Genomic DNA, 26284 nt, shown 5'->3' with positions numbered 1-26284 from the left:
CGACGCGCATCGAGCTCTACCGCGTTTCCAGAACTTGCCGCCGCATCGTTACCGACGCGGGAGCGCGATGCGCCCCCTGATGCGAGGAGCAAAACTGATGGATCAGATCCGATTCGGATTCGATGTCGTCGCGCGGGAGCCCGGCGGATCCGCACGTGCCGCGGTGCTCGCCACGCCGCACGGCGACATCGAGACGCCCATCTTCATGCCGGTGGGCACCAAGGCGACCGTCAAGGGGATCCCCACCGCGACCGTTCGCGAGCTGGGGGCTCAGATCGTGCTGGCCAACACGTACCATCTTTCGATGCGGCCCGGACCAGACGTCATCGCCGCTTTGGGTGGCATTCATCGGTTCATGAACTGGCACGGGCCCATTCTCACCGATTCCGGCGGTTTCCAGGTCTTCTCGCACAAAGATGCCGTGACCCTCTCAAATGAGGGGGTTCGCTTCATCGCTGGCGACTACGACGGCTCGCATGTGTTCTGGTCGCCCGAAGATAACATGGCGATCGCCGAGAAGCTTGGTGCCGACATCTGCATGCAGCTCGACCAGTGTCCGGGATATCCCGCCGAGCGCTCATTCGTCGAGCGGGCCGTGGAGCTCTCAAGCGCGTGGGCCGAGCGCTGCTGGCGCGCCCACAGTCGATGCGATCAGGCGCTTTTCGGCATCGTCCAAGGGGGGATGCATCTCGATCTCCGATTGCGCTCTCTTGCGCATCTCGAGTCGTGCGGCGATTTCATCGGATATGGAATCGGCGGCTACTCGGTAGGGGAGAGCCACGAGACGATGTTCCAGACGCTCGCACCGCTCGTCTCCGAGCACATGCCTCAGAGCAAACCACGCTATCTCATGGGCGTGGGCAACCCGACCACGCTGCTCAAAGCGATCGCGGCCGGCGTGGATATGTTCGATTGCGTGCTGCCCACCCGTACGGGTCGCATGGGTACCGCGTTTTCCAGCGAGGGAAGATTGAATCTGCGCAATGCCAGATTCGCTCTGGACGACGCTCCGATCGATCCGGGGTGCGCCTGCCCGGTGTGCTCCGGCGGCTACACTCGAGCTCTCATACGTCATCTCGTTGTGCAACGCGAGATGCTCGGGGGGATCCTGCTGTCTGAGCACAATATATTCTACCTGCTTGATCTCATGAAGCGTGCCCGAAGGGCCATCATCGACGGTCGCTATTCGGCGTTTCTCTCGCAATGGTTGGACAGCCCCGCCGCCCAAGACTATTGATCCCGGTCTCGGCCGGATCCGATCAGGGCCCCGCAGGCGCAGCGCCTGCGGGGCCCTCTGGCGATATCGATCGATCAAACCTCATCGATCAGCGCGTCGCATCGCGGTGGTGCGAGGCGCGGTCGACGTCTGAGACGGAGATCTTCTTCACGGCGAACGCCTCGACGAAGACGGTCACACCCGTCACGATGAGATAGGCCGCTATGATGTAGCCCAAGATGAGGCTCGAGAACATGGGCATCACGATGAACAGGATGCCCATGATGATATCGAGGATCCCGATGAGGGTGCCCAGCGATGTGTCGGGGATGTTGAAGTAGCGCAGGCGCTGCGAGAACGAGATCCGCTCGAAGCCCGCGATGATGAACAGGAAGGCGAGCAGAAACACCATCGCTCCCGCCGTGAGATAGGGCGGCATCATGATCAACATGACACCCAAAACGATATTCAAAACGCCCAGCAGGGCGCGCATCGGACTGCGGAAGAACTCGGACATGCTGAAATAGATGTAGATCTCGGAGATGCCGTGGGCGATGAGCGCAAGCGTCGCCGCGATCTGGATCACAGCGAAGATGCTGAACGGATACATGGCGCACGCCACCCCGGCGAGTGCCATCAGCAAGCCGAGCACGATCATCCACGCCTTCGTTCTGCCGACGTTGTCGTTCCAGCGTTTGACGTACTCCTTCACGTAATCATAATCTGAATCGTACCAGTTCATAGCGATCACTCCCATGCAGATGCCCTTGTGCCGACCATCCCGTCGGCAACTTTTCGAACATCCCCCTTCTACCCGATGACCTCTCGAATAACGGCCCGGGTCCGGCGCATGGAGACGGGCGGGTCCCCGGTTGTGCGGACCCGCCCGTCGCGTGCACGATCTGAGGAGCCCGGGACCCGCTAGCGAGTCGCCTCAAGCGCCGTGCGATAATTCGGCTCATCGGAGATCTCTTGAACGATCTCGCTGTATACGATCTCACCGTTGCGAACGACCAGAACAGCGCGCGCCAGATCACCGGCGAGCGGGCCCTCGTCGAGCAGCAGACCGTACGCTTTGCCGAAGTCGCCGGTATCGGACAGCACCGTCATGTCCACGCCCTCGGCGGCGCACCATGTGCGCTGCTCATCGGGGGTGTTTGTCGATATGCTCAGAAAATCGATGTCATCGCGCTCGCTGGCCTCGACGTTGAAGCGCTTCGTCTGCAGGGAGCAGGTCTTGGTGTTGATATCGGGGAACGTGCTGATGAGCACCGTGCCTCTCAGGGCTGAGAGCGTCACATCGCGCCCCGACAGATCGGTGAGCGTGAAATCCGGTGCGTCGCCGGAGGTCACCGGATCGATTCGGGCGATGGGCTGGCCGTGCAGGGTGATCTCATAGGTCATGATGGCTCCTGTTCTCTCGTGGGTTCCAATGATGCTCTTACCCCATATCGGCTCTGAGCTACAGAGACGGGGCCATCCGCTTCATCTGATTCCAAACCAGCTCAATTCGAACTCGGATCTAGAAACTCATCTATGTCTGCGACTCCGGCGAAGCGGCGCTCGATATCGCTTTCGCTGACACCCAGGGCCACGGCCAGCTCCTCCACCGAGCGGCGATGGGCCTCCTTGAGCACGCGCGTGTAGTAGCTGCTGGGCTTCTTGTCGCGCGACTCTGCCTCCATGATGCGCAGGCGCATCGTCTTGGCCACGCGGAGCGTCTCGGGTACGCCCTGCTTCAGGAGCTGTTTGAAATGCGATTCCTCCAGAGAGCTGTTCCGCTCGGTAAACGAGTCGCACTCGATGGCGTCATAGTTCTCCATCACGCGCTCCGCCTCCTCGCGGGATACGGTGGCGTGAAGACGATCCGATTGGGATAGGGGGTATTTCATACGCGTTCTCGCGTGGCCCTGTTTGGACTCGAGGATGATCATGGGATTCGGGGCCGCCTCGTCGAACCCCGTGATCGTGCAGACCCCTTGCCCGGGATGAATGACGTGCTCGCCGATACGAAACATGCTGCCTCCAACTGTCAAGCTTTGCATCCTATCAAGGATAGCACGCCAACACATGCCTTGAGCAGCAAGGCTTTAAGATACATACGAATTGCAAGGCACGTCGCGGGGTCCCGGCGCACCGTTGCCCTCGTCCCCTCTCGGTTGTGCTAAAGTAGGTCCTCGTCACGATGGCTCCGGCTTTGAGCAAAGCGGAGCGCTTCTAGGAGGAACGGCTATGCCCGAGCTGATCGAGAACCTGGTGCGCGAGGCTGTTATCGCAGCGCAGAGCGCAGGCGATCTGCCCGCGTTCGCGCTTGAGGACTGCGGGGTCGAGCGTCCGGCGGACACCTCGAACGGGGAGTGGACCTCCACGGTGGCGCTGCGCTCGGCCAAGGCCGCCGGCATCGCGCCCCGCGCCTTCGCCGAGGCTGCGATCGCGCATATGCGCATCGACCCCTCGATCGAACGCGTCGAGATCGCGGGACCGGGGTTCATCAATTTTTATCTCTCGACGGGTGAGCGAAACGCGGTGTTCGCTCGCGCGCGAGAGCAGGGTGCAGATTTCGCTCGGTCGTCTGCGGGGGCGGGCATCCGCCTTCAGGTCGAGTTCGTCTCGGCCAACCCCGTGGGACCGCTGCACATCGGTCACGGGCGCTGGGCCGCGCTGGGGGATTCGTTGAGCCGCGTGATGGAGCACGCGGGCTACGACGTCGAGCGCGAGTACTACGTGAACGATCACGGCAACCAGATGGATGTCTTCGGCAGCTCGATCTCCATGCGCTACATGCAGCTCGTCGATATCGTGAACAAGCGCGGGGTCGGTCTCGAGACAGCGGTGCAGCTGCTGAGCGCTGACCGCGACGCCTATATTCGCGATGATTCCGACGAGCATCCCGAGCTCCATCCCTACTCGGACCGCTTCATCGATGCGCTCGGTGCCAATTCATATGGTGGAGAGTACATCATCGAGACGGCCGCAGATCTGTTCCGGCGAGACGGCGATGCCTGGGCGGGCGCGAGCGAGTCGGAGCGCATGAGCGCGTTTCGCGAGCAAGGGCACCGAAAGATGCTCGACGAGATCCGTGATCTGTGTCATGACGTGCGCTGCGACTTCGATGTGTGGTTCTCCGAGCGCAGTCTCTACGAGAAGGCGACGACGGGCCCCGACGCCGGGACCTCCGCCGTAGACCGGGCCTTCGCCAGACTTCGCGAGATGGGCTACATCTACGAGAGCGCCGGCGCCGTGTGGTTCCGTTCGACCGATCTGGGCGACGACAAGGATCGCGTTCTCGTGAAGGCCAACGGCGACTACACCTATTTCGCCTCCGACGTCGCATACCACTGGGACAAGTTCCAGCGCGTGGACCATGCGATCGATATCTGGGGCAGCGACCACCACGGCTACATCGGCCGCGTTCGCGCTGCCTGCGATGCGCTGGGCTATCCGGGTCGCTTCGAGGTCCTGCTCGGCCAGCTCGTGAACCTGCTTCGTTCCGGCAAGCCGGTGCGCATGTCGAAGCGCAAGGGCACGATGGTGACCTTTCGCGAGCTCGTCGATGAGGTCGGGGCTGATGCGACGCGCTATACCCTGATCAGCCGCTCCGCGAACCAGACGATCGACTTCGATATCGATGCGGTGAAGGAACGCAGCATGGACAATCCGGTCTACTATGTTCAATACGCCCACGCCCGTATCTGCTCGATCCTGCGGCGCGCCGCCGGTGTTGACGACAAGCAGGCGGCATTGCTCGGAATGGACGCCGTCGCCGCCCGGTCGATCGGCGATCGCGTCGATTACGCGCTGCTCACCGATCCGACAGAGTTCGCCTTGTCTCGGAAGCTCTCAGAGCTCGAGGAGCTCGTCGTTTCGTGCGCGCGTGATCGCGCTCCGTTTCGACTCACGCACTTCGCCGAGGAGCTCGCCGCCGACTTCCACTCGTTCTACGGTGCCTGCCAGGTGCTTCCCAGCGAGACGCGGCCGGTGGACGCCGAGCTGTCGCGCGCCCGACTGGCAGCGTGCGACGCCGTGCGATCCGTTCTCTCTCTCGTGCTGGGCCTCATCGGGGTGTCCGCGCCGGAATCCATGTAGATCGAGTTTCTCTCGCCGCCGTGCGTTGCGTGTGCATCCGTCCCACGTGGCATTTTTTCCCCACCTGCTTTCTGATTTTGTGCTACACTGCAGGTACGCGACACGCGTATTGTAATTCCTGCAGTTCAATCATATCGGATCGGTTGCATGTTCTGATCGCTTCCGCGCACCGATGCCGTTGCCCGGTATGTGATGATCGATTTCAGCAAGTTTTGATCGGCAGGATCGCGTCGGGGACATCTCAGGTCGCGGTTTCGCATAGAAATGTCTGACTGGAAGAAAGTAGAGCAATCACCGTGCAAGAAGAGAATACCGAGCATTCAGAGAACGTGATCGCTGCCGATGGGTCCGTGCAGGCTGACGCGGCCCCGCCGCGCCGACGCGCGCGCAAACCGCGTGCGAAGGCCAAATCCGCCGAGGGCGGACCAGCCCAGGAGGACGGCGGGCAGAAGCGCTCCGCCCGTCGGGGAGCATCAGGGGATGCCCCCGCCGCCGACTCCGAGCCACAAGAGGCTTCCGTCTCCGGTGGAGACGATGCGCCGCGGTCGCGTCGCGGCGCACGGACCCGGCGGCGCGCTTCCAGACGAGACGAGCAGAGCGAGGTCTCGAGAGACGAGGGAACGACCCAAGATGGCGGGGACACCGGTGCAGCCGAGTTGGATCCGCAGATCGCACAAGCGCGCGCCCTGGCGAAGATCTCGCAGGCTTCGATCGTGCGCCAGCAGCGGCAGGCCGCCGAGCGGGCCGCCGCCATGATCGCGGCGCCCAGCGATGGGGGAACCGCTTCGGCTTCGGCCATCGAGCTGGCGATCGATCCGTCGCTGCGGCCCCATCGCCGCGGCCGCAAACCCAAGGCCTATCTGGAGGCCGAGCGGGCCGCTCGCCTCGCCGCGCAGGCGGCTCTGGGCGAGACGCGGGCCTCAGATGAGACAGCGGAGCCGTCCGCCGGCGTCGAGCGCCCCTCCGTTGCCGATCATGCGGACGCCACGGATGCCGCATCGCCCGAAGGAGTCTCGCCGACTCGGCAGTCCGAGCGCCACGGAGGGCGAGCCCGTCGGGATCACACGCGCAACCCGCTCGCTCACAGCGAGGACCGCAGCCGTGGAGGCCAAGGCGATTCCGCGCGCCGCGAGCACGGCTCCGGTGCCTCTCAGAATCTGGCGGGTTCCTCCAAGCGGCAGCACCAGTCCAAGCGCACAGAGCGGACGCGATCGGCTGAGCGAGCCGGCGGCGAGGTCCGTCGCGGCAACGGAAACCGGCCGCAGCAGATGCGCAAGCAGCGCAGCGCAAACCGCTACAACGCTCCGACCGAGCCGACGCTCACGCGCGATCAGCTCGGCTCCATGAAGGTCGCCGAGCTACGCGACAAGGCCACAGAGCTCGAGCTCGACTACGCCGGAAAGAGGAAAGCGGAGCTCATTGATGAGATCTTTGCCGCAGCGGCACGTGCCGAGGGGTTCCGCGAGGTCGAGGGCGTCCTCGATATCGCCAATGACGGATTCGGCCATATTCGCGTGAACGGCTATATGCCCAGCCATGATGACGCATTCGTCTCCGCGAACCTCATTCGGGGAGCCCGATTGCGAGCCGGTGACTTCATCATCGGCACGCTTCGCCCATCGCGACCCGGGGACAAGTACCCGGGCTTGGCGAAGATCACCTCCATAAACGGGGTCGATCCAGAAGATCTGCGCCATCGTCCCAAGTTCTCCGAGCTGACGCCTATCTACCCCAACATGCGTCTCCAGATGGAGCACGGCCGGGACTCCATCACGGGTCGCGCCATCGACATCGTCGCGCCCGTTGGCAAGGGCCAGCGCGGTCTCATCGTCTCGCCTCCGAAGGCGGGCAAGACCACGATCCTCAAGAAGATCTGCCAGTCCATCGCTGCGAACAATCCCGAGGTGCACCTTATCTGCCTGCTTGTGGACGAGCGTCCCGAGGAGGTCACCGACATGCAGCGTTCGATCAGAGGCGATGTCGTCGCCTCGACGTTCGACATGCCGGCCGATAATCACACCCGGGTCTCCGAGCTGGTGATCGAGCGAGCCAAACGCATCGTCGAGATGGGTGGCGACGTCGTCGTCGTGCTCGATTCCATCACGCGTCTCGCCCGCGCCTACAACCTGGCGGCTCCCGCATCGGGTCGCATCCTATCGGGCGGCGTGGACTCCGCGGCGCTGTACCCGCCGAAGCGCTTTTTGGGTGCCGCGCGCAACATCGAGAACGGCGGATCGCTCACGATTCTCGCCTCGGCGCTGGTAGACACCGGATCCAAAATGGATGAGGTCATCTTCGAGGAGTTCAAGGGCACGGGCAACATGGAGCTCAAGCTCGATCGCGATCTTGCCGATCGGCGCATCTTCCCGGCTATCAACCCGGTCTCCTCGGGCACGCGAAACGAGGACCTTCTGATCGACGAGACCATGCGTCCCTTTGTATGGGGCATTCGCCGGGTGCTCGCGAACATGAACAATACCGAGCGATGCGCGTCAGCCTTCATCAAGGGTCTCAAGAGCACCGCCACCAACGAGGAGTTCCTGGTTCGCTCCGCCAAGCGCGCCGCCGAGCATCCCGACGCCCTCTGAGGTGGGCCGCCGGGCATCGGATGCGACGCGCGCCTCGCTCACCGCGATGCAAGCGAGCGCTGCACGCCGAGCAGGACGCGGTAGGGGATCACATGCGTCAGAGCGTAGAGCACCCTCATATCGAGGGCAGGGATGCACAGATCCCTGCCCTCTTCGGAAGCCTTGAGCGCCGCGCGCGCGACGCGATCGATGCGCTCGAAGCCGATGGCGCTCATCTGGCGTGCGGCGCTCGCGTCGCCGGGATCGTCGAGAAACTCCGTCTTCATGAATTTCGGGCATACGGCCGTGGCGCAGATGCCGACGTCTTCGAGCTCCGCGTTCAGCGCGCGGGTGACATCGAGGATGAATCGCTTGGCGGCGGCGTAGACCGCGAGATCGGGCTGGGGTAGAAATGCCGCGACGCTTGAGATGTCGATGATTCGGGATCCGCTCCGCATGTAGGGCAGAACGCGATAGATCAACTCGACGGGGGCGCGCATGAGCAGCTGCGCCATGCGCGGCGCGGCGTCTTGCCTCTGCCGCGCGAAACGGCCGAACACGGCGATGCCCGCATTGTTCACCAGCAGTCTTACGTTGGCGCAGGCGGTCTCCGCAAGAGCCGATTCCAAGATGCTATACGAGATCGGATCGGTGAGATCGAGGCAGAAGGGACGCACAGGGGTGCTGGAGGTGCGCACAAGCGCCTCGAGGCGGTCCGCTCTGCGCGCGACCGCCCAGATCTCGGTGACATCGTCGATGGCTCCAGCGTCCACCTGACGCGCGAATTCGCGTCCGAGTCCCGATGACGCACCGGTGATCAGTACAATGTTGGGCATGATGACTCCATTCGTTGCGATCCGGGATCGCGGCCTGATCTGCATCAATTCTATAACCTGTTTTTCGTGTTCCCCGGATGGATTCACCTCAACACACGGTCATGATATGGCAGCGCGTACAAAACTTGCAAATGATGTGGTTATCTCTCATAATGCGAAGTGATGTTCACGAAGGGGAAGTTCGCAGACCGTACCAGCAATTTCGCTGGTCTGGTCTTGCGCACACCGCTGTCTCGAATAAGGTCTCCGTCGTATCAACATCCTAACGTACCGAGGTGCCGGGCATACATCTCGGATTCTGCAATTCGCCACGTGGGGAAAGGAGACGGCACAGCCTCTGTTCGCGAGAATCGCTCGCGAGGCCTGAGGGCTTTCAGCGCTACGGATCCATCAGCGGTGGCACCAGAAAGCTGAGAAGTCGATCTCGGGTTCGAGAGGTCCGCCATATCGTTGAGATGCATGCGCTCCCATTTCTCATGAAACCCTCTGCAGCAGTTGCGGTAGAAGAGGCCGACTCAGGTGCCCCACAAGATGATAGGCGCGTGATACGGCGTCGCAGCGATGAGGACGCGTTCGCGGACGCGTCAAGCGCGGCATCCGAGGACGATCTCAGATCTGAAGAAGACGACCCGCGATCCCAGGGGTCGATCAGTGCCTCGAAAACGACACGTGGTCGAGTCCTGCATATGCTCAAGGATGTGAGGCGTCGATTCGATCGCGAGCAGGACGTCGAAGACGTCCCGGTCATCGCTCGCGCTCAAGACGCGCTGTCAGACGAGGACGCGTGGGCTGCGATGGACGCCATGCTCGAGGAGGAATCGCCGATCAGCTGCGGTCCCGAGCACGCGAAGGATCTTTACGAGATCGCACTCGGGCAGATCGAAGACTCCTATGGCGATGTCTACGACGAATACGATGACGATGATGACGCCGTCGAGGATGAGCTCGAGGTCGACGCGGAGGATCCGATCTCCATCGATGATGCGCTCGACTTCGCCTCGCAGGCATGGGAGCGGGCCGGACAGACGAATGCGACGTCAAAGGACGATGACGCCGAAGAAGAGATGACCGCTTCGATGAGTCCGCTTTCCGATGATCTGTTCGGCGACGCACCGATCGTGGCACCCGATGATCCCGCTGCCTCTGACGATCTCGACATAGCCCTCGGACCCAGCGCTGAGCCCGTCACGCTTGATGAGGAGATCCTGTTCCCGAACGCGCATGCCGACGATTCAGACGACGACGTCGAACTCGCGAAGCCGGCTTGCGCCAGCGTTGGCGACCATTCGCCATCCGACGGTTCCGAAACGGCGCTCGCTGTACTCGAAGATGAGACAAAGGGTTATCCGAATCGTCCGGATGTGTGGGCCTCGGCCTACGGGATCCTCTATGACGAGGAGGCCGCTTCGGCTCAGCCCGATCGTCCGCGATCCACGAAGCGCCCCCCCAAGCTCTATATCTGTCACCATTTCAAGATGGAGCCCGCAGAAGACGGGAGCTCAAAAGAGCTCGCCGGCGACGCGGACGCCTCCGTTGAGAATTCTCCTATCGGCGCCGCCGGCTCCGCGGATAACGATCGTCAAGATCGGATCGCTGCCGAGGCGCATGATCGTGTGCTCGAGATCATGCGCGAGGAGCTCTGCACCGCCCACCTGGATAGCGTCATCAAGGTCGAGGGCGGAGATCACATCGAGTCGGGACCCTCTTGCGAGCCCGAAAACGAGGATGCGTCGTCGTGCTCTGAGGCAGTCTGCGCGAATGAATCAGAGGCTTCTCGCGAGCAGTCGAGCGATGCCGGCTGTGAGGCTACCGCCGACGATGCGGCGACCGATACGGCATCAGTCGATTCCGCCCCGAGTGCCTCGAGTTCATCGCCAGATGCCGAGGATCCCTCGGCGTCTGCAGCGGAGTAGCCCATGCGCATCTCCAGACCCTGGCTCGTCGCGACCATTCTTTTCACGATGTTCATATGGGGCAACTCGCTCGTGCCCGCGACGGGCAGCTCCGGTATGAGCTTGCGTGTCGTATCGGCCCTCAGAGGGGCCCTTTCCGGTCTCGATCTGCCGAGCGCGTGGATCACGAATTTCCTCGTCCGCAAGACCGCTCACTTCACCGAATATGCGATCCTCGGCATCTTGGTCTCCCAGACGCTGGCATCCGGGAGCCGCTTGAGCCGGACCGCTCTTTTCGTCCTTGTCGTCGTCCTCGTTCTCATACCCTCCATCGACGAGACGATCCAGCTGTTCGTACCTGGCCGTTCCGGTCTCATCACCGATGTGATGCTCGACTGCTCGGGAGCCGCTGTCGGTTCGGCGCTGCGCGCGCTCGCGCATCGCCTGCGCGAGATTCGCGTCCGACGCCGGGATACCTCGACTCGAAATTGATCTCGGGGATGCCTTTCGCGCGCAGCAGATGCTCGATCGACAGAAAATCAGCTGCTCGCGAGCGACCCGCATCCTCGCAGCGGCGCGTTATGCGAACCTCGCTTTCGCTCTCGTGCGCCGCGCTCGGGTTTGGAGGTATCATATATCCGCATGCCGCGACGGCGAGGAGGTCCGACGGCATCGTCCAAGCAGTGAATTTCAGAGAGGAGAGCTATGGAGTACTCAGCGGAAGTGGAGCATATGTGCCCGGTCGCCAAGGGCGCCTGCCACGGTCCGGCACCCATCCCCGAGGAGGGGAAGTGGGTCCAGGCCAAGGAGGTCAAAGACATTTCGGGTCTGACGCACGGTGTGGGCTGGTGCGCGCCGCAACAAGGCGCGTGCAAGCTCACCTTGAACGTCAAAGAGGGTGTGATCGAGGAGGCTCTGATCGAGACGATCGGCTGCTCGGGAATGACTCACTCTGCCGCCATGGCAGCCGAGATTCTGCCGGGCAAGACCATTCTTGAGGCCATGAACACCGATCTCGTCTGCGATGCGATCAACGTCGCGATGCGCGAGATCTTCCTGCAGATCGTCTACGGCCGCACTCAGACCGCCTTCTCCGAGGGCGGACTGCCGATCGGCGCTTCGCTTGACGATCTCGGGAAGGGTCTGCGCAGCCAAGTCGGCACCATGTTCGGCACCAGAGCGAAGGGCGCACGCTATCTCGAGCTCGCGCAGGGCTATGTCACACGCATGGCACTGAACGAGCACGATGAGATCATCGCCTTCGAGTTCATGAACCTTGGCAAGTTCACTGATGCGCTGAAGGCGGGGAAGACCCCAGAGCAGGCCATCGCAGGCGCCATGGGCCACTACGGTCAGTGGGAGAGCGCCGCCAGGTACATCGATCCGCGCACCGATGATGAGACCCATTCGGTCGCCAGCACGTTTCCGGTCAACGAGTAGAGAGGGAGGGATCATACATGGCTGTTACATTTGAAGGATACGAGCGCCGCATTGGCAAAATCGAAGACGCACTCGAGCACAACGGCATCTCCTCCCTCGAGGAGGCCGAGAAGCTCTGCTTGGATCGCGGCGTCAACCCGCGCGAGATCGTGACGGGGGTCCAGTCCATAGCATTCGAGAACGCCGGCTGGGCCTACACGCTCGGCTGCGCGATCGCTATCAAGCGGGGTGCCGAAAGCGCTTCTGCGGCCGCCTCGGCGATCGGCGAGGGTCTGCAGGCGTTCTGCGTTCCCGGATCCGTCGCCGAGGACCGCAAGGTCGGTCTCGGACATGGCAACCTGGCAGCGATGCTTCTAGGCGAGGATACGCGGTGCTTCTGCTTTCTGGCGGGGCACGAGTCCTTCGCCGCAGCCGAAGGCGCGATCGGCATCGCACTCAATGCGAACAAGGCTCGCACCGAGCCCCTGCGCGTCGTGCTCGATGGTCTGGGCAAGGACGCAGCGCAGATCATCTCTCGAATCAACGGCTTCACCTATGTGAAGACGCGGTTCGACTACTACACCGGCGATCTCGAGGTCGTCGAGAGGGTCGCATACTCGGATGGCCCGCGCGCGGAGATAAACTGCTACGGCGCCGATGATGTCCGCGAGGGCGTTGCGATCATGTGGCATGAGGACGTCGACATCTCGATCACGGGCAACTCGACGAACCCCACGCGTTTCCAGCATCCGGTCGCCGGGACCTACAAGAAGGAGCGCCTCGCCGCCGGCAAGAGGTACTTCTCGGTCGCGTCGGGCGGTGGCACGGGACGCACGCTGCACCCGGACAACATGGCCGCGGGCCCGGCCTCCTATGGCATGACCGATACCATGGGCAGGATGCACTCGGACGCGCAATTCGCCGGATCTTCCTCCGTGCCCGCGCACGTAGACATGATGGGCCTGATCGGCATGGGCAACAACCCCATGGTCGGTGCTACCGTCGCCTGCGCCGTCGCGGTGAGTGCCGCCATCAACGGCTAGGGCTGCCAGCAGCGCATAAAGTCTCGCTCGCGCAACGCCGTCCTTCGAATCTCCGAAGGACGGCGTTTTTCATGATCACCCGGTTTGCAGGCGGCCCGCATCCCGCCTTCGCGATGGGCTCCCGGCCAAAAGGTGCGAAGGATCGCCCGGCTCATCCTCAGGGGAGCGCGTTCTTTGAAAAAAGGCCCCGCGATGCGGGGCCTTGAGAGATTCTGGTGGATCGTCAGGGGTTCGAACCCTGGACCTTGGGATTAAGAGTCCCCTGCTCTTCCAGCTGAGCTAACGATCCGTCATGTGCGCGCTGAGGTGGAACTGGGGTGGGTAAAGGGGCTCGAACCCTCGACCTACGGAGCCACAGTCCGTCGCTCTAGCCAACTGAGCTACACCCACCATGTGCATCCCACGCGCAAAGCGCTTGACTATTATTACAGTCTCAGCTCTGCGATGCAAGCCCTTTCTCGTGCAATTCACGCCGCATTTCTTGAACGGGACGTCATCTCCGGCCAGTCGGCGCGCTACCGAGCCGCTCGACTAGACGCTCAGCATCCCATCGAGCGTGCGCCACGCGAGCTCTGCGCACTTCACCCGGGCGGGCATGCGCGCGATGCTCTCGAGTTCGGCCGCCTCGTCGAGGTCGCAGCGATCCTGCTCGGAGAGCGTCTTGCCCTGGATCATACCGAGAAACAGCCCGGCCAGCCGACGCGCCTCCTCGACGGTCTGGCCGGTGATGAGATCGGCCATGATGTCGGCCGATGCCTGCGAGACCGCGCACCCCGCTCCCGTGAAGGCTGCCTCCTGGATGGTGCCCTCTTCCACTCTGAGCGACAGCTCAAGGTTGTCGCCGCAGCTCGGATTGATGCCCTCATGCGTGTGGGTGGCGCCGTCCATCTCGTATTTGCAGTCGGGGTGGGCGTTGTGCTCCATGAGCGCGGGCGAGTAGACAGAGTTATCCATGAAAGGTCCTCCAAACCGTTTCCAAGCCGTCGCCGAGCATGTCGACGTCGTGCCGGTCGTTGTAGAACGCCAGGCTTGCTCGGCAGCATGCGAGATTCTCCACGCCGAGCCAGGCGAGCAGCGGCTGAGCGCAATGATGCCCTGCTCGGATGGCGACGCCTTGCATATCGAGCAGGCTCGCGACGTCGTGCGGATGGATGCCGCGGACGTTGAAGCTGATGACTCCGTGGTGGCGCGCGGGGTCCGGCGAGCCGATGATGTCGATGAAGGGCAGCTCGGCCAGACGCCGCATCGCCGCGGAGACCAGAGCCGCCTCGCGCTCGGCGATCGCCGGGTAGCCCACATGGTCGACGAGGTAGGACAGGCCGACGCCGGTCGCGTAGATGCCCGCGGCATCCTGCGTGCCCGCCTCGAAGCGCTGGGGCACCGGAGCCCAGACGGCACCGGTCTCGGTGACCGAGTCGATCATCTCGCCGCCGGTGTAGAGCGGCTCGGTGCGCTCAAGCAGCTCCGCTCGTCCCCACAGCACGCCGACGCCCATGGGGCCGAGCGCCTTGTGCGCGGAGAACGCGAGGAAGTCGGCACCGAGCTTGGAGACGTCGACCGGAAGGTGAGGAACGGACTGCGCGGCGTCGACGACCATGATCGCGCCGTTCTCGTGTGCGGCGGCGGCGAGCCTCTCGATCGGCAGGCGCTGCCCGAGAACGTTTGAGACCTCGGTCGCGGCAACGATCTTCGTGCGCTCGCCGATCTTTCTGGCGATCTCGGCCTCTTCAAGCTCCCCGGTCTTCGTGGGGTAGAGGTAGATGAGATTGGCTCCGGCGTCCGCGCAGGCGCGCTGCCAGGGGATGAGATTGCTGTGGTGCTCCATGATGGTGATCGCGACCTCGTCACCGGGCGCAAGCACGCTCGGCGCGAACGCCAGCGCAACCAGGTTCAGCGATTCGCTCGTATTGCGCGTGAACACGATCTCGTCTGGCGTCCTCGCGCCGATGAGATCGGCGATCTGCGAGCGCACCCGCGCGATCGCATCGGTCGCCTCTACGGAGAGCGCATAGAGACCCCTGAGCGGGTTTGCGTTCATGGTCGTGTAGAAACGGCTCTGTGCCTCGAGTACGGTACTTGGCCGCTGCGAGGTGGCCGCGCTGTCCAGAAACGTCAGATCAAGGTGCTCGGCGAGCAGCGGAAAGTCGGGTTTGTAGGGATTGGCGTCGATATCGGCCGCACCCGTGCGCGCAGAATCGCTCATGCGATCTCCTCCTCGAAGTCGTCGATCAGCGCGCAGGACAACCGGACGACGCCCGCGCGAATCCGCTTGTCAGCGACGCCCGCGACCGCATCCTCGAGCTTGGCGCGGATGAACAGATCCTCGGCGGCCGTCGGCGAGATACCGCGCGTCGCCAGATAGAACAGCTGCTCGTCGCGAATGTGTCCGATCGTCGCCCCGTGGTTGCCGAAGACATCGTCCTCGTCGCACAAAATCACGGGCACGGTCTTGTTGCGCACGCGCTCATCGGCTAGAAGGACGGTCTCGCGCTCGCTTCCGCGACTGCCCTTGCAACCATGGGCGAGCTCGATCGTTCCGCGCATCGTCTTTGCGCTCTGGCCAGCGAGAACGCCGTTGGCAGCAAGCTCGGATACGGTCTTTTCCCCGCGCTGGATCAGCTCGTAGTTGAAGTCGCGTCGCTGCTCTCCTGTGCCGAGATAGTCCGTGGCCACGGAGATGTTCGAGAGATCGCCGAGCAGATCGCCGGCAAGTCCCGTGTAGCTGCGGCCCGCGCCCAGCACGGTGTGGTGGACGCTCACGCGCGCGTCCTCGTCGAGGAAGAGCCCCGTGTCATCGAGCGCCACCCAGCTGTCATCGAGTGTCTGGACGCAGGTGATGCTCACCTGGCTGCGTGCTCCGGCGAAGACACGCAGCGACAGGCCGACCAGGCCCGCGCCGATAGCCGGAGAGTCCAAGGAGATCGTGACCGCGATCCGACTTGAGGGTCGGGCGACGACATCGATCGCGCCCCCGGTGACGGCGCCGTCGACGCCCTCGATGCGCACCGTCGCCTGCGCGCGGTGATTCTCGGCGACATCTATGACGACCGGCGCGCCCGCGATGTCGCGCAGATACGCGTAGGCCTCGCCGCCCATGCCCGTGCGAAACGCCTCGGCAGGCGAGATGCGCTCCTCGCGCTCGATCGCGCGGCGCTGGTAGGCGGAGACGGCGGGCACATCGAGGCGGTCCTCTGCGGCGATGCGCTCCGCGTGTCGATCATCGCCCGGCGCGCTCGGACGCCGATCGCGAAAGCGCGTGCCGGCCTTCTCAAGGGCCCGCTCGAACGCGTCCGGAGCACCGGTGAGGACCGCGTCGTCACCTTCGGCGAGCTCGACTGCGACCGCGCTTCCTTGCAGTCGGGCGGATCCGCGTGCGAGCGAGGCGGGCAGCTCGATGGCGGTCTCATTCATCTGAAGCCAGCTCCATGTGGGAGCGGGCATCGCATTGACGTGTCTCAAGGTGAGCGCCGGCTGCTGTGCGTCTGCTGCTTGCGAGCCTCTGCTCGATGCTGTGTCGCTGTGCTTGTCCATCTAGCCGATCGCCCCTTCCATCTCGAGCTTGATCAAGTTGTTCATCTCGACGGCGTACTCGAGCGGCAGCTCCTTCGAGACCGGATTCGCAAAGCCGTTCACGATCATGGTGCGTGCCTCCGCCTCGGATATGCCGTGGCTCATGAGGTAGAACACCTTGTCGTCGCCGATCCGCCCGATCGTCGCCTCATGGCCGATGTCGACGTTTTTTGCGCGGACATCCATGGCCGGGATCGTATCGGAGCGGCTCTCATCGTCGAGCATGAGCGACTGACACGACACACTCGCCACCGCGCCCTCGGCGGCCTCGGTAACCACCAGCGAGCTTCGAAACGTCGAGATGCCACCGCCCTTCGAGATGGACTTCGTCTCGACGCTCGCACTCGTGTCGGGTGCGGCGAGCACGGTCTTGCAACCGGTGTCGAGATTCTGCCCGCATCCGGCGAACGTTATGCCCGTGAACGAGCTTCGGCTGCCGCGGCCGGCGAGCACGCTCATGGGATACAGATAGCCCACATGGCTGCCGAACGATCCTGAGATCCACTCGATCTCGCCGCCCTCCTCGACGCGAGCGCGCTTCGTGTTCAGGTTGTACATGTTCTTCGACCAGTTCTCGATCGTCGAGTAGCGCAGATGCGCCCGTGCGCCGACGAACAGCTCGACGGCACCGGCGTGCAGGTTCGCGACATTGTACTTCGGAGCCGAGCAGCCCTCGATGAAATGCAGATCTGCGTCGTCCTCGACGATGATGAGCGTGTGCTCGAACTGACCGGCGCCCTTGGCGTTCAGCCGGAAGTAGCTCTGAAGCGGGAAGTCGAGCTTCGTTTCGCGCGGAACGTACACAAAGGATCCACCGCTCCACACCGCGCCGTGCAGCGCCGCGAACCTGTGATCGGTCGGCGGGATCAGCGTCATGAACTTCTCATGAATGAGCGGCTCCCACCTTGCATCGTGCAGGGCCTCCTCGATGCCCGAGTAGACGATGCCCAGCTTCTCGGCGGCGTCTTGCATGTTGTGGTAGACCAGCTCGGAGTCGTACTGCGCGCCGACGCCGGCCAAGTAGCTGCGCTCCGCCTCGGGGATGCCGAGTCGCTCGAACGTGTTCTTGATGTCATCGGGCACCGATTCCCAGTCGGCGTGCTGCTCGGTGTTGGGCCGCACGTAGGTGACGATGTTGTCCATGTCCAGCCCGTCGAGCGCCGGCCCCCAGGTGGGGTTGGGCATGCGCTGGTAGATGTCGAGCGACTTCAGGCGGAAGTCGAGCATCCAAGCGGGTTCGTCCTTGCGCGAGGAGATCTCGGTCACGATCTTTGGGGTGAGCCCCGCATCGAGACGGTCGAAGCCCTCCTCTGCATCGGTGACGTCGTAGAGGCTGCGGTCGATGTCGGTGAGCTCGGAGCGATTCCTCATCATGATCGCCTCCTAGCGGGTCTTTCCGGTTGCGGCGGCAACGGCCGCCCCGGCGACATCGGCTTTGTCGGCCGTATCCGCCGACGCGTCCGACTCGCGCGCCGTCCGTTCGAACGACTCGAAGCCGTGCTCATCGATCCAGCTGATGAGCGAGGCATCATCCTCGCGCACCACGCGACCGTCCACCATGACATGGACCGCGTCGACGCTCAGCTGCTCCAGGATGCGGGTGTTGTGGGTGATGATGAGCAGCGATCCATCCGTCGCCCGACGGTAGGCGTCGATGCCGCGCGAGACGACGCCGAGCGCATCGACGTCAAGTCCCGAATCGGTCTCATCCAGGATCGCGAGCTTGGGCTTCAGCAGCAGCAGCTGCATCATCTCGACCTTCTTCTTCTCGCCGCCTGAGAAGCCGACACCGAGGTCGCGATTGAGGTAGCTGACGTCCATGTCGAGCTCGGCGGCCAGCTCGCGCACACGGCTGCGAAACTGTTTGCCGCGCATCTCAAGACCGGGTCTGCCGGCGATCGCGGCACGCAGAAAGCTCGACAGCGGCACACCGGGTATCTCCACCGGGGCCTGGAAGGAGAGGAACAGCCCCGCACGGGAGCGCTTGTCACTCGGCAGATCGGTGACGTCGGATCCATCGAAGACGACGGATCCGCTGAGAACGGAGTAGACGGGATCGCCCATGATGACATGGCCGAGCGTGGACTTTCCCGCGCCGTTGGGACCCATGAGCACATGCGTCTCACCGGAGCCGACAGCGAGATCGACGCCGTGCAGGATCATCTTATCTTCCGCCGCCGCTGTGAGCTCGCGCACGGTGAGCAGTGCTTTGTCTAGATCGGTCATTGCAGGTCCTCCTGATGTGTCGGAATCATCGGCCCCGTGTCCCCGGGCGGCCGCATCGCTTGCTGATGGATTGTCCGAGAAAGCCTATTGAATGCCTCGGATTAACGATAAGATGATAGGGAAATAAGTCAAGCTTTAATCCGAGCAATTCACTAGAATTAAGGACCTTGGCGAGAGGGGGCCATTTGCTCATATCATCGAAGGGCCGCTACGCGTTGAGGCTCATGATCTACATCGCCGCGTTCGGGGGTGATCAGGGCCGCGTCGCCCTGCGCGAGATCGCGGCGTGCGAGGATATATCGCAGAAGTACCTCGAGCAGCTCGTGAGACCGCTCATGCGCGCCGGGCTGCTCAAGAGCGTGCGTGGCAAGAGGGGCGGCTACATTCTGGGCAAGCCCGCTGAAGAAGTGCGCGCAGGTGACATCCTGCGCGTGGCCGAGGGCACGACGGCACCGGTTGCCTGCGAGGGCCTCGAGGGCGCCTGCGAACGCGCCGACCTCTGCTCGACCGTGCGGTTCTGGACCGGCCTCGATGCCGTGATCGAGAGCTATGTCGACGGGGTGACGCTCGCCGAGCTCGCGCGTGCACCGGATATCGATCTGGGCAAAGGTGTCGGAAAGAGTGGGGAGGACTTGTGAGCGGCCGGGTTCCTCGGATCGAGTCGGTCCGCCTCGCCGCGGTGCTCCCGGCTGCGATCGCATCGCATGCGATCTGCAGGCGCGCCCGCCTCGGCGCTGCTCTTATAATGGAGGGGACAGCGAGACTCGAGTACGATGATACGACGCGCGCGGGAGCATGCGATGCGAGCCGCTCGGATGAGTGAGACGGGAGATCTCAATGGCTGATATGATGCGCGGCGCCTACACCGGTCTGGCCGAGATACGGCGCATGGTCTTTCGCGAGGTGGCCAAGCTTGCTTACGCCGACGCCGACGACGACGCCGATTACCGATGGGTCGATGAGCTGCCCTATCGGATCATCCCCGGCGATGTCGCCACATACCGTGAGAGCGTCTTTCTCGAGCGGGCGGTCGTGGGCGAGCGGATCAGACTGACGATGGGCCTGCCGCTGCAAGACGTCGACAGACCCGCTCGACTCTCCGAGGGCGTGGCGGCAGCCGCGCGACCGGAGACCTACTATCAGCCGCCTCTCATCAACGTCATCAAGTTCGCCTGCAACGCCTGCGAGGAGGAGTGCTACGAGGTCACGAATATGTGCCAGGGCTGTCTGGCGCATCCCTGCCGTGAGATCTGCCCGACCGGTGCGGTCACTTTTGTGGACAAGAAGGCGCATATCGACAAGGATGCCTGCATCAACTGCGGCAGATGCGCCTCCATCTGTCCCTACACCGCCATCGCGCACCGCGAGCGGCCCTGCGCGGCGGCCTGCGGGATGAACGCCATCGCATCAGATGAGTGGGGCCGCGCCGAGATCGACTACGACCGGTGCGTCTCATGCGGGCAGTGTCTGGTGAACTGTCCGTTCGGCGCCATCGCCGACAAGAGCCAGATCTTCCAGGTCATCCAGGCCATCACCACCGGCGACGAGGTCATCGCCGCGGTCGCCCCCGCCTTCGTGGGCCAGTTCGGTGGCCGCGGCAACGTCGACAAGTTGCGCGAGGCGTTTCTGCGTCTCGGTTTCTGCGGCATGGAGGAGGTCGCGATCGGTGCCGATCTGTGCACGGTGCAGGAGGCGGAATACTTCGTCGACGAGGTGCCCGACAAGCTGCCGTTCATGGGGACGAGCTGCTGCCCGGCCTGGTCGGTCATGGCCAAGCGCGAGTTCCCCGAGCATGCCCAGTGCATTTCGATGGCGCTGACGCCGATGGTGCTGACAGCGCGGCTGATCCGCGAGCGGCATCCGGATGCCAAGATCGTCTTCGTGGGGCCCTGTGCAGCCAAGAAGCTCGAGGCGAGGCGCACGAGCGTTAAAAGCGAGGTCGACTTCGTACTCACGTTCGAGGAGATGGCCGGCATGATGGAGGCGAAGGAGATCGACTACCGGCAGCTGAGCGGGGATGGTTCGACCGATTTCGAGGTGGCGAGCGCTGATGGACGCGGCTTCGCGGTGGCCGGCGGCGTGGCCTCCGCGGTCGCGAACGCCATCCACAGCCTGCACCCCGAGCGAGAGGTGCGCGTCGAGGGCGCCGAGGGCCTCGCGAACTGCCGTAAGATGCTGAAGGCCGCCGTGAAAGGCAAGTACGACGGCTGCCTGCTCGAGGGCATGGCGTGCCCGGGGGGGTGCGTCGCCGGGGCCGGAACGCTCCAGCCGGTCACGAGATCGGCCGGCATGGTACGCGCCTACGCGAAGCGCTCGCCGTATAAGACGGCCGATGAGGACAGGTACCGCTCTCAACTGAGCATGCTCGAGCGCTCCGAGGATCGCGCATGAGCCAGCGAACGGCGACGGGCGTGGACAGGCCCTTTTTCGAGCAGACCGTCTCGGTCATCGTGCCGGTCTACAACACCGAGCGCTACCTCGACCAAGCGTTGGAGAGCCTTGAGCGGCAGACCCATCAGGCCCTTGAGATCCTGTGCGTGAACGACGGAAGCACCGATGGCTCGGCGGCGATCATGCGCGCCCATGCCGAGGCCGATTCGCGCATCCGCGTGATCGACAAGGCAAACGGGGGCTACGGTGCTGCCTGCAACCGAGGAATCGAGGAGGCTCGCGGCGAGTGGATCGCGATCCTCGAGCCCGATGACTGGATCGAGCCGGGGATGTATGCCGACATGCTGGCGTTCGCGACGACGTTCGGCGGTCTTGCCCGCCCGGTCGATATCATCAAGACCCCGTACTGGGTGATCGAGCGCGCCGATACCCCGCAGCAGGAGAAGGCTCCCTGCGCCTACCGCGGCCGCGTCCGGCCGCGCTCGCAGCCCTTCGCCGTGCGTGATGCTCCGCATCTGCTGGGGCACCACCCATCCATCTGGTCGGCGATCTATCGCAGGGGCTTTCTCTTGGAGAGGGGCATCCGATTTCACGAGATACCCGGCTCGGGCTGGGCGGACAACCCGTTTCTCGTCGAGACGCTCTGTCAGACCGAGGGCATCCTCTATCTGGATCGGGCGTACTACTGCTACCGCGAGGAGACGCCGGAGAAGACCGTCGAGCTCGCAGAGCGCAGCCCGCTTCTGCCCTTCGAGCGCTGGAACGATATGGTCGATGTCCTCGAGCGGCTCGGCGTCACCGACCGTTCCGTATGGGATATGCAGACGTATAGGGGTTTTCTCTACATGAGCGGCATTATCGAGACCACCGGGATCGAGGGGCATCCCGAGATCCGCGACGCGATTCGGAATATGTTCTCGCGGATGGATCCGGAGCTGGTGTTCGCGAATCGGCGCGTGTCGCCGGCCTGCAAGCGCCTGTTCGCCGCGTACCGAGGTATCGCTTCACCTCGGATCAGCGAACTCGATCACATCCGCGATCTGGTGGAGCAGACGTCCTACGCTATCTGGAACCGAGGGCTTGCGCGCTCGCTCAGAATGGTGGCAACGTACGTGATGAGGTACCGTGCGCGATCGGGGAGGAAGTAGGGGAGCAGGCAAGCAAGAAGATTCGGGTGGCCGCGATAATTGCTGGAACGTTATTCAATAGCCGCGCTATATCAAGTGCAATGACTTTGTCGCGCAAGATGTAGATTCCTCGAGAATCGAACGGTCTTTATATCATAGCAATAGTCTTGCGCTTCACATAAGCGCATAGTACACACGGAGGCCGATACTGACGAAAGGCTTGTATGAGTTCGACTATAAGTGCATTGATAATCATTCCAGCATATAATGAAGCTGAATGCATTTTGACGACAGCGCGAGCTGTTGAGGCTGCAGGATATGATTACGTTATTGTCAACGATGGGTCGCACGATGAAACGCTTGAAATATGCAAAGAGAACGGACTTAACGTAGTCGATCTGCCATTGAACCTAGGGATCGGTGGAGCAGTTCAAACTGGGCATAAATATGCACAGCGTTATGGCTACAGCATCGACGTGCAAATCGATGGAGATGGACAGCATGATCCCAAATATCTGCCGTCGCTCATTAAGGCGATTGAGAGCGGAGCGGATTTAGTGATCGGTTCCAGGTTTCTCAATCATTCTACTGGCTTCCGCTCCACGTTCTTCCGCCGTATAGGAATCGGATGGCTTTCAAAATGGATAAAAGTGCTTACTGGAAAAATAATTACTGATCCAACATCTGGTTTTCGCGCATGTGGTGAGCGAGCGATCGATTTGTTTTGCGAGAGTTATCCCGTCGATTATCCTGAACCTGATTCGATCGCTACAGCTCTTCGCAAGGGACTCAATGTACAGGAAATTCCAGTCGAAATGCGAGAACGCCAAGGAGGCGTCTCATCCATAGGCGGGTTTTCGGGTGTCTACTACATGGTAAAAGTAACATTGGCAATATGGATTGCTTGCATGAATCGTTACGTGCAATAAGGAGAGATGAAATGCCTGTAGGTTCACAAATTGCTATAGCAATAGTTTGTCTTGTTCTGCTTGTATATGTGCTTCACCTTGTGAAACACGAAAGATTGCAGCTACGTTATTCGCTCTTATGGCTCATGTTAACGACACTCACCCTGTTGTGTGCAATATTTCCAAAGCCTTTGTTTTCAATGTCAACATTTTTTGGATTTGAAACAGCATCAAATTTTATCTATTTTGTCGGCCTTCTTTTCTCGCTGGTGATCATGCTATCGCTTAGCTCAATTGTCAGCAAACAATCTACTTCGATAAAGAACTTGGCTCAGAGAGTTGCTCTTCTCGAGCACAACCTTACGAAAAAGTAGTTTCCGTAAGGTTATAGATAGTATTTTTCATGTTAAACCAAAACTAACAAGTATTCTTCGAAGTAATCGAACGATCCAATGATGTCGAGCGGAACATCGAGTTACCTCAGAGTCTTCTTGAAAGTACTTATTCAGGGACTTGCCCAACGCAGGGCAAAGGGAGACGTTGAGATGGTGACCGAAGTTCGATCTGGTCGTGGACCGTCTGGGGAGGTCATCCACATGAGATACAATTAGAAAAGCCGGTGCCGCAACCGCGTAGATCTGACCACATGAATAGTTTTCAGTGGAACAGAATTCCTTCTATACTTTTAATCAAAGAATGGATTTAAAGCAGGTGCGGCGTCATCAAAGCTGAAATCTGATTCCCTGAGAGTGGCGATTCTCGAGATGCCGAAGCTGTGAGATCGTGCGTGTCGCCTTTCTGAAACAAAAAGATCGTATAGTCACGCATCCTAGCTGATTTTATGACCAAGGAGTGTGGTTCTCCCTTTGAGCAGCATTCTTCTGATCTGGATATAGTCAATTTAACTGTCATCTTTCTATTATGGACTTTTAGGTCGCAGCAGAATGAATGTCGACTGATGGTTTTTTGTCCACAGTTAGAGTCAGCGAGTACCCGAGCAGGATCATTGAATAATAGTCTCGTGTTATTTGATCCTTTTGTATCAAGTACTTCAAATTATACCTCGCGATTTCTCCAGTTCCTACAAGTTGAGAATTAAACCATGCAGGATTGGTTTCCTGTAGCTCTGGCGAGATACATCGCTCGGAGCGCAAAAATCGCAGCGATAAGTCTGTAAGCTAGGTTCTTATGATCGTTATCTATGATGTAAACGAAAGATGAGGCAGCGTCATTATGAGTTATCCTATGAACTCGAGTAATCCTTATTACCTTCAGATTTGAGACGGGATTGGGAATGTTGGAAACCACGCAATCAGAGAGCAAGGTGGTCTCTGTCATCTCCGTCTTCAATCTCTGTCTCGACCATCTGATGTTGCAGACAAAAAGAGTTCTCTCCCAGACTGTGAGGCAGAGCTTCTGTCGTCGAGGCGAGGACTGCTTCGCATTTTGCGAACAAGACGGTAACTGGCTTTATTTATTAGCGACGGGAATAGGTACCATTGTAAAAGATGGACAAGTCACGAATCTGTGTCGCAGTTATGAAAACATAGCTTCCGATGTCGGCATTTCCAAAATACGAACAACGGCGTTGAGAGTTCGCCGATTCTTATACAGAAATGAGCTATCGAAGTTAGAACTAATGCACATTGAGTCCAATCGAGTTCTTGGTGATGGTCGCCGTGAATCGCGCGGACGTATTCCGATGCTCTTTGTATCGGGAAACCATGTGCGAAAAGCAATAATCAAGCTCTTCTATCCCACCCCTTCGACAAAGCTTATTTGATGAGGTTGACTGCAGAGCATTGTTTCTTTTAGAAAGGCTGTAGTGTTGCTATGAGAGTTGCGTTTTTTTCAGCTCATTACCTACCTCATGTTGGTGGCATTGAAACGTACACGGAAAAGCTTTCGAATACCATGGCTGACATGGGGAACGAAGTAGTAATAGTCACTAACAATTTGTTTAATTCTACACCTATTGAGCGTAACGGCTCAATAGAGATAGTGCGCTTACCTTGCTTTTCCTTTCTGTCAGGTCGCTATCCTATTCCCAATAGAAACGCTGAATACAAAAGGCTGATCAATCACATCGAACGGCAAAGCTTTTCAGGTATTGTAATAAATGCACGGTTCTATCTACATACGCTGGCAGGGGTTCATTTCGCTGAAAACCAGAATTCTCTTCCAGTTATAATTGATCATGGTTCAGCGTATCTATCATTTGGAAATTCTATGATAGATCCGATTGTCAGGTTATACGAAAATGCTATCACACGTCATTTGACTCGACACCCTGCGGCTTATTACGGTGTTTCTGATCGTAGCGTCGACTGGCTTTCCCATTTTGGAATAACTGCCCGGGGCACAATTCCCTATGCAATAGATGTTGAAAACTATCAACATTCAGCTTCTAAGAGGAACTTCAGGCAGGAACTTGGTGTTTCAGATTCAGATGTGTTAGTGGTATTTACAGGCAGATTGGAATCTATAAAAGGGATTCAGATTATCTTGGAAGTAGCTGATCGATTGCGCGATCAAGCGTTCCATTGCTATTTCACCTTTGCTGGAGAGGGAAGTTTGATAGCTGAAATCAAGCGAGCTGCTGTTGCGAATCCAAAAGTTTCGGCGCTCGGACGACTCGACAATGCTGATGTTGCTGCACTGATGCGAGATGCAGACCTATTGCTCCTCCCATCTCGCTCAGAGGGATTCGGTGCATCTATGATCGAGGCTGGTGCTATGGGAACCCCTATTATGGCAACAGATGTGGGCGTGGCATCTGAGCTAGTCATCAACGGATCTGGGGGATGGATAATCAACCGTAACGATATACAAGGCGTTGTTAACAAAATAAGTAGCATTTCAGCTGACAAGTGTCTGCTCGCTGAAAAGGGATCTGATCTGCAGCGCTACATTAAGGCAAATTTCACATGGAAGTCGACGGCGAAAGCCTTGATTGAAGCTTGTGAGAAAGCGAACTATGAGAACCAGACACGACTATGAATG

At 60.6% G+C, this 26284-nt stretch carries 23 protein-coding genes and 2 tRNA genes; 14 read left to right on the top strand and 11 right to left on the bottom strand.

The features are described 5' to 3' along the window. Window positions 1–97 precede the first annotated feature (97 nt). Window positions 98–1237, top strand: coding sequence for a tRNA guanosine(34) transglycosylase Tgt (gene tgt, locus CORGL_RS05870; protein ID WP_013708997.1), 1140 nt, complete (start codon window positions 98–100; stop codon window positions 1235–1237). An 88-nt stretch (window positions 1238–1325) separates the two neighbouring features. Here the strand turns inward: tgt and CORGL_RS05865 are convergent, their stop codons facing one another. The 3 genes from CORGL_RS05865 to CORGL_RS05855 all read right to left on the bottom strand — a co-directional run bounded on the left by CORGL_RS05865 (window position 1326) and on the right by CORGL_RS05855 (window position 3234). Further along, window positions 1326–1973 (bottom strand): HdeD family acid-resistance protein, encoded by a 648-nt coding sequence (locus tag CORGL_RS05865; RefSeq protein WP_049777693.1) that lies wholly within the window; start codon window positions 1971–1973, stop codon window positions 1326–1328. Window positions 1974–2137: 164 nt separating this feature from the next. Continuing rightward, a complete protein-coding gene (locus CORGL_RS05860) occupies window positions 2138–2620 on the bottom strand; it encodes a thiol peroxidase (protein WP_013708995.1) in 483 nt (160 codons plus the stop codon). 101 nt (window positions 2621–2721) lie between these two features. Continuing rightward, the gene (locus tag CORGL_RS05855; RefSeq protein WP_013708994.1) at window positions 2722–3234 is read right to left on the bottom strand and encodes a CarD family transcriptional regulator; all 513 of its coding nucleotides are present in this window, start codon (window positions 3232–3234) and stop codon (window positions 2722–2724) included. 214 nt (window positions 3235–3448) lie between these two features. On the opposite strand from CORGL_RS05855, the gene argS reads away from it, so the two are divergent. Together argS and rho are read left to right on the top strand one after the other, a co-directional pair. After that, complete coding sequence (gene argS / locus CORGL_RS05850; protein WP_013708993.1) at window positions 3449–5302, top strand: arginine--tRNA ligase; 1854 nt, start codon at window positions 3449–3451, stop codon at window positions 5300–5302. A 296-nt stretch (window positions 5303–5598) separates the two neighbouring features. Then, window positions 5599–7890: a transcription termination factor Rho gene (rho, locus tag CORGL_RS05845; protein WP_013708992.1), complete on the top strand. Its 2292-nt coding sequence runs from the start codon at window positions 5599–5601 to the stop codon at window positions 7888–7890. A gap of 38 nt (window positions 7891–7928) precedes the next feature. Here the strand turns inward: rho and CORGL_RS05840 are convergent, their stop codons facing one another. After that, entirely contained in the window at window positions 7929–8705 is a 777-nt protein-coding gene (locus CORGL_RS05840) for an SDR family NAD(P)-dependent oxidoreductase (protein ID WP_013708991.1), read from the bottom strand. Between the two features lie 686 nt (window positions 8706–9391). On the opposite strand from CORGL_RS05840, the gene CORGL_RS05835 reads away from it, so the two are divergent. From CORGL_RS05835 to CORGL_RS05820, 4 genes are all read left to right on the top strand, one after another. After that, entirely contained in the window at window positions 9392–10618 is a 1227-nt protein-coding gene (locus CORGL_RS05835) for a hypothetical protein (protein WP_013708990.1), read from the top strand. A gap of 3 nt (window positions 10619–10621) precedes the next feature. Further along, window positions 10622–11089 (top strand): VanZ family protein, encoded by a 468-nt coding sequence (locus CORGL_RS05830; protein WP_013708989.1) that lies wholly within the window; start codon window positions 10622–10624, stop codon window positions 11087–11089. Window positions 11090–11302: 213 nt separating this feature from the next. After that, window positions 11303–12037, top strand: coding sequence for an iron-sulfur cluster assembly scaffold protein (locus CORGL_RS05825; protein ID WP_013708988.1), 735 nt, complete (start codon window positions 11303–11305; stop codon window positions 12035–12037). Between the two features lie 17 nt (window positions 12038–12054). Next, a complete protein-coding gene (locus CORGL_RS05820; protein ID WP_013708987.1) occupies window positions 12055–13059 on the top strand; it encodes a GGGtGRT protein in 1005 nt (334 codons plus the stop codon). 213 nt (window positions 13060–13272) lie between these two features. On the opposite strand, the gene CORGL_RS05815 is transcribed toward CORGL_RS05820, so the two are convergent. From CORGL_RS05815 to sufC, 7 genes are all read right to left on the bottom strand, one after another. Continuing rightward, window positions 13273–13348, bottom strand: a tRNA-Lys gene (locus CORGL_RS05815). 24 nt (window positions 13349–13372) lie between these two features. Then, window positions 13373–13449, bottom strand: a tRNA-His gene (locus CORGL_RS05810). A 141-nt stretch (window positions 13450–13590) separates the two neighbouring features. Then, window positions 13591–14013, bottom strand: a complete 423-nt coding sequence (gene sufU, locus CORGL_RS05805; RefSeq protein ID WP_013708986.1) for a Fe-S cluster assembly sulfur transfer protein SufU — start codon at window positions 14011–14013, stop codon at window positions 13591–13593. After that, on the bottom strand, window positions 14006–15262 hold the full coding sequence (locus CORGL_RS05800; protein WP_013708985.1) for an aminotransferase class V-fold PLP-dependent enzyme: 1257 nt from the start codon (window positions 15260–15262) through the stop codon (window positions 14006–14008). The genes sufU and CORGL_RS05800 overlap by 8 nt, the downstream gene beginning before the upstream one ends. Next, window positions 15259–16590, bottom strand: coding sequence for a SufB/SufD family protein (locus tag CORGL_RS05795; RefSeq protein WP_156789812.1), 1332 nt, complete (start codon window positions 16588–16590; stop codon window positions 15259–15261). Before CORGL_RS05795 ends, CORGL_RS05800 begins: the two co-directional genes overlap by 4 nt. Continuing rightward, window positions 16591–18003, bottom strand: a complete 1413-nt coding sequence (sufB, locus tag CORGL_RS05790; protein ID WP_013708983.1) for a Fe-S cluster assembly protein SufB — start codon at window positions 18001–18003, stop codon at window positions 16591–16593. A gap of 9 nt (window positions 18004–18012) precedes the next feature. Then, entirely contained in the window at window positions 18013–18855 is an 843-nt protein-coding gene (sufC, locus tag CORGL_RS05785) for a Fe-S cluster assembly ATPase SufC (protein WP_013708982.1), read from the bottom strand. Window positions 18856–19040: 185 nt separating this feature from the next. Here sufC and CORGL_RS05780 point away from each other — a divergent pair, with 185 nt between their 5' ends. The 7 genes from CORGL_RS05780 to CORGL_RS09660 all read left to right on the top strand — a co-directional run bounded on the left by CORGL_RS05780 (window position 19041) and on the right by CORGL_RS09660 (window position 26281). Further along, entirely contained in the window at window positions 19041–19493 is a 453-nt protein-coding gene (locus CORGL_RS05780; RefSeq protein WP_013708981.1) for an RrF2 family transcriptional regulator, read from the top strand. Then, window positions 19490–19678, top strand: coding sequence for a hypothetical protein (locus CORGL_RS05775; RefSeq protein ID WP_013708980.1), 189 nt, complete (start codon window positions 19490–19492; stop codon window positions 19676–19678). Before CORGL_RS05780 ends, CORGL_RS05775 begins: the two co-directional genes overlap by 4 nt. A gap of 14 nt (window positions 19679–19692) precedes the next feature. Further along, complete coding sequence (locus tag CORGL_RS05770) at window positions 19693–21246, top strand: 4Fe-4S dicluster domain-containing protein (RefSeq protein WP_013708979.1); 1554 nt, start codon at window positions 19693–19695, stop codon at window positions 21244–21246. Continuing rightward, the gene (locus CORGL_RS05765) at window positions 21243–22394 is read left to right on the top strand and encodes a glycosyltransferase family 2 protein (protein WP_013708978.1); all 1152 of its coding nucleotides are present in this window, start codon (window positions 21243–21245) and stop codon (window positions 22392–22394) included. The genes CORGL_RS05770 and CORGL_RS05765 overlap by 4 nt, the downstream gene beginning before the upstream one ends. A 203-nt stretch (window positions 22395–22597) precedes the next feature. Further along, window positions 22598–23302 (top strand): glycosyltransferase family 2 protein, encoded by a 705-nt coding sequence (locus CORGL_RS09665; RefSeq protein WP_013708977.1) that lies wholly within the window; start codon window positions 22598–22600, stop codon window positions 23300–23302. A gap of 11 nt (window positions 23303–23313) precedes the next feature. After that, window positions 23314–23655, top strand: coding sequence for a DUF2304 domain-containing protein (locus CORGL_RS05760; RefSeq protein ID WP_013708976.1), 342 nt, complete (start codon window positions 23314–23316; stop codon window positions 23653–23655). A gap of 1459 nt (window positions 23656–25114) precedes the next feature. Continuing rightward, entirely contained in the window at window positions 25115–26281 is a 1167-nt protein-coding gene (locus CORGL_RS09660) for a glycosyltransferase family 4 protein (protein WP_013708974.1), read from the top strand. Window positions 26282–26284: the final 3 nt, after the last annotated feature.

The organism is Coriobacterium glomerans PW2 (genome assembly GCF_000195315.1).
GTDB lineage: Bacteria > Actinomycetota > Coriobacteriia > Coriobacteriales > Coriobacteriaceae > Coriobacterium > Coriobacterium glomerans.
Note: the sequence above shows the minus strand (reverse complement) of the source record. Positions and strands in the feature narration are given on the sequence as shown.

Bases quoted from the DNA above. Each gene is read 5' to 3' on its own strand.
- CORGL_RS05860 (WP_013708995.1), bottom strand. From the start codon at position 2,620: ATGACCTATGAGATCACCCTGCACGGCCAGCCCATCGCCCGAATCGAT.
- sufU (WP_013708986.1), bottom strand. From the start codon at position 14,013: ATGGATAACTCTGTCTACTCGCCCGCGCTCATGGAGCACAACGCCCAC.
- tgt (WP_013708997.1), top strand. From the start codon at position 98: ATGGATCAGATCCGATTCGGATTCGATGTCGTCGCGCGGGAGCCCGGC.
- CORGL_RS05825 (WP_013708988.1), top strand. From the start codon at position 11,303: ATGGAGTACTCAGCGGAAGTGGAGCATATGTGCCCGGTCGCCAAGGGC.
- argS (WP_013708993.1), top strand. From the start codon at position 3,449: ATGCCCGAGCTGATCGAGAACCTGGTGCGCGAGGCTGTTATCGCAGCG.
- CORGL_RS09665 (WP_013708977.1), top strand. From the start codon at position 22,598: ATGAGTTCGACTATAAGTGCATTGATAATCATTCCAGCATATAATGAA.
- sufB (WP_013708983.1), bottom strand. From the start codon at position 18,003: ATGATGAGGAATCGCTCCGAGCTCACCGACATCGACCGCAGCCTCTAC.
- CORGL_RS05835 (WP_013708990.1), top strand. From the start codon at position 9,392: ATGCTCAAGGATGTGAGGCGTCGATTCGATCGCGAGCAGGACGTCGAA.
- CORGL_RS05765 (WP_013708978.1), top strand. From the start codon at position 21,243: ATGAGCCAGCGAACGGCGACGGGCGTGGACAGGCCCTTTTTCGAGCAG.
- CORGL_RS05840 (WP_013708991.1), bottom strand. From the start codon at position 8,705: ATGCCCAACATTGTACTGATCACCGGTGCGTCATCGGGACTCGGACGC.
- CORGL_RS05865 (WP_049777693.1), bottom strand. From the start codon at position 1,973: ATGGGAGTGATCGCTATGAACTGGTACGATTCAGATTATGATTACGTG.
- CORGL_RS05855 (WP_013708994.1), bottom strand. From the start codon at position 3,234: ATGTTTCGTATCGGCGAGCACGTCATTCATCCCGGGCAAGGGGTCTGC.
- CORGL_RS05770 (WP_013708979.1), top strand. From the start codon at position 19,693: ATGGCTGATATGATGCGCGGCGCCTACACCGGTCTGGCCGAGATACGG.
- sufC (WP_013708982.1), bottom strand. From the start codon at position 18,855: ATGACCGATCTAGACAAAGCACTGCTCACCGTGCGCGAGCTCACAGCG.
- CORGL_RS05760 (WP_013708976.1), top strand. From the start codon at position 23,314: ATGCCTGTAGGTTCACAAATTGCTATAGCAATAGTTTGTCTTGTTCTG.
- CORGL_RS05800 (WP_013708985.1), bottom strand. From the start codon at position 15,262: ATGAGCGATTCTGCGCGCACGGGTGCGGCCGATATCGACGCCAATCCC.
- CORGL_RS05830 (WP_013708989.1), top strand. From the start codon at position 10,622: ATGCGCATCTCCAGACCCTGGCTCGTCGCGACCATTCTTTTCACGATG.
- CORGL_RS05795 (WP_156789812.1), bottom strand. From the start codon at position 16,590: ATGGACAAGCACAGCGACACAGCATCGAGCAGAGGCTCGCAAGCAGCA.
- CORGL_RS05820 (WP_013708987.1), top strand. From the start codon at position 12,055: ATGGCTGTTACATTTGAAGGATACGAGCGCCGCATTGGCAAAATCGAA.
- CORGL_RS09660 (WP_013708974.1), top strand. From the start codon at position 25,115: ATGAGAGTTGCGTTTTTTTCAGCTCATTACCTACCTCATGTTGGTGGC.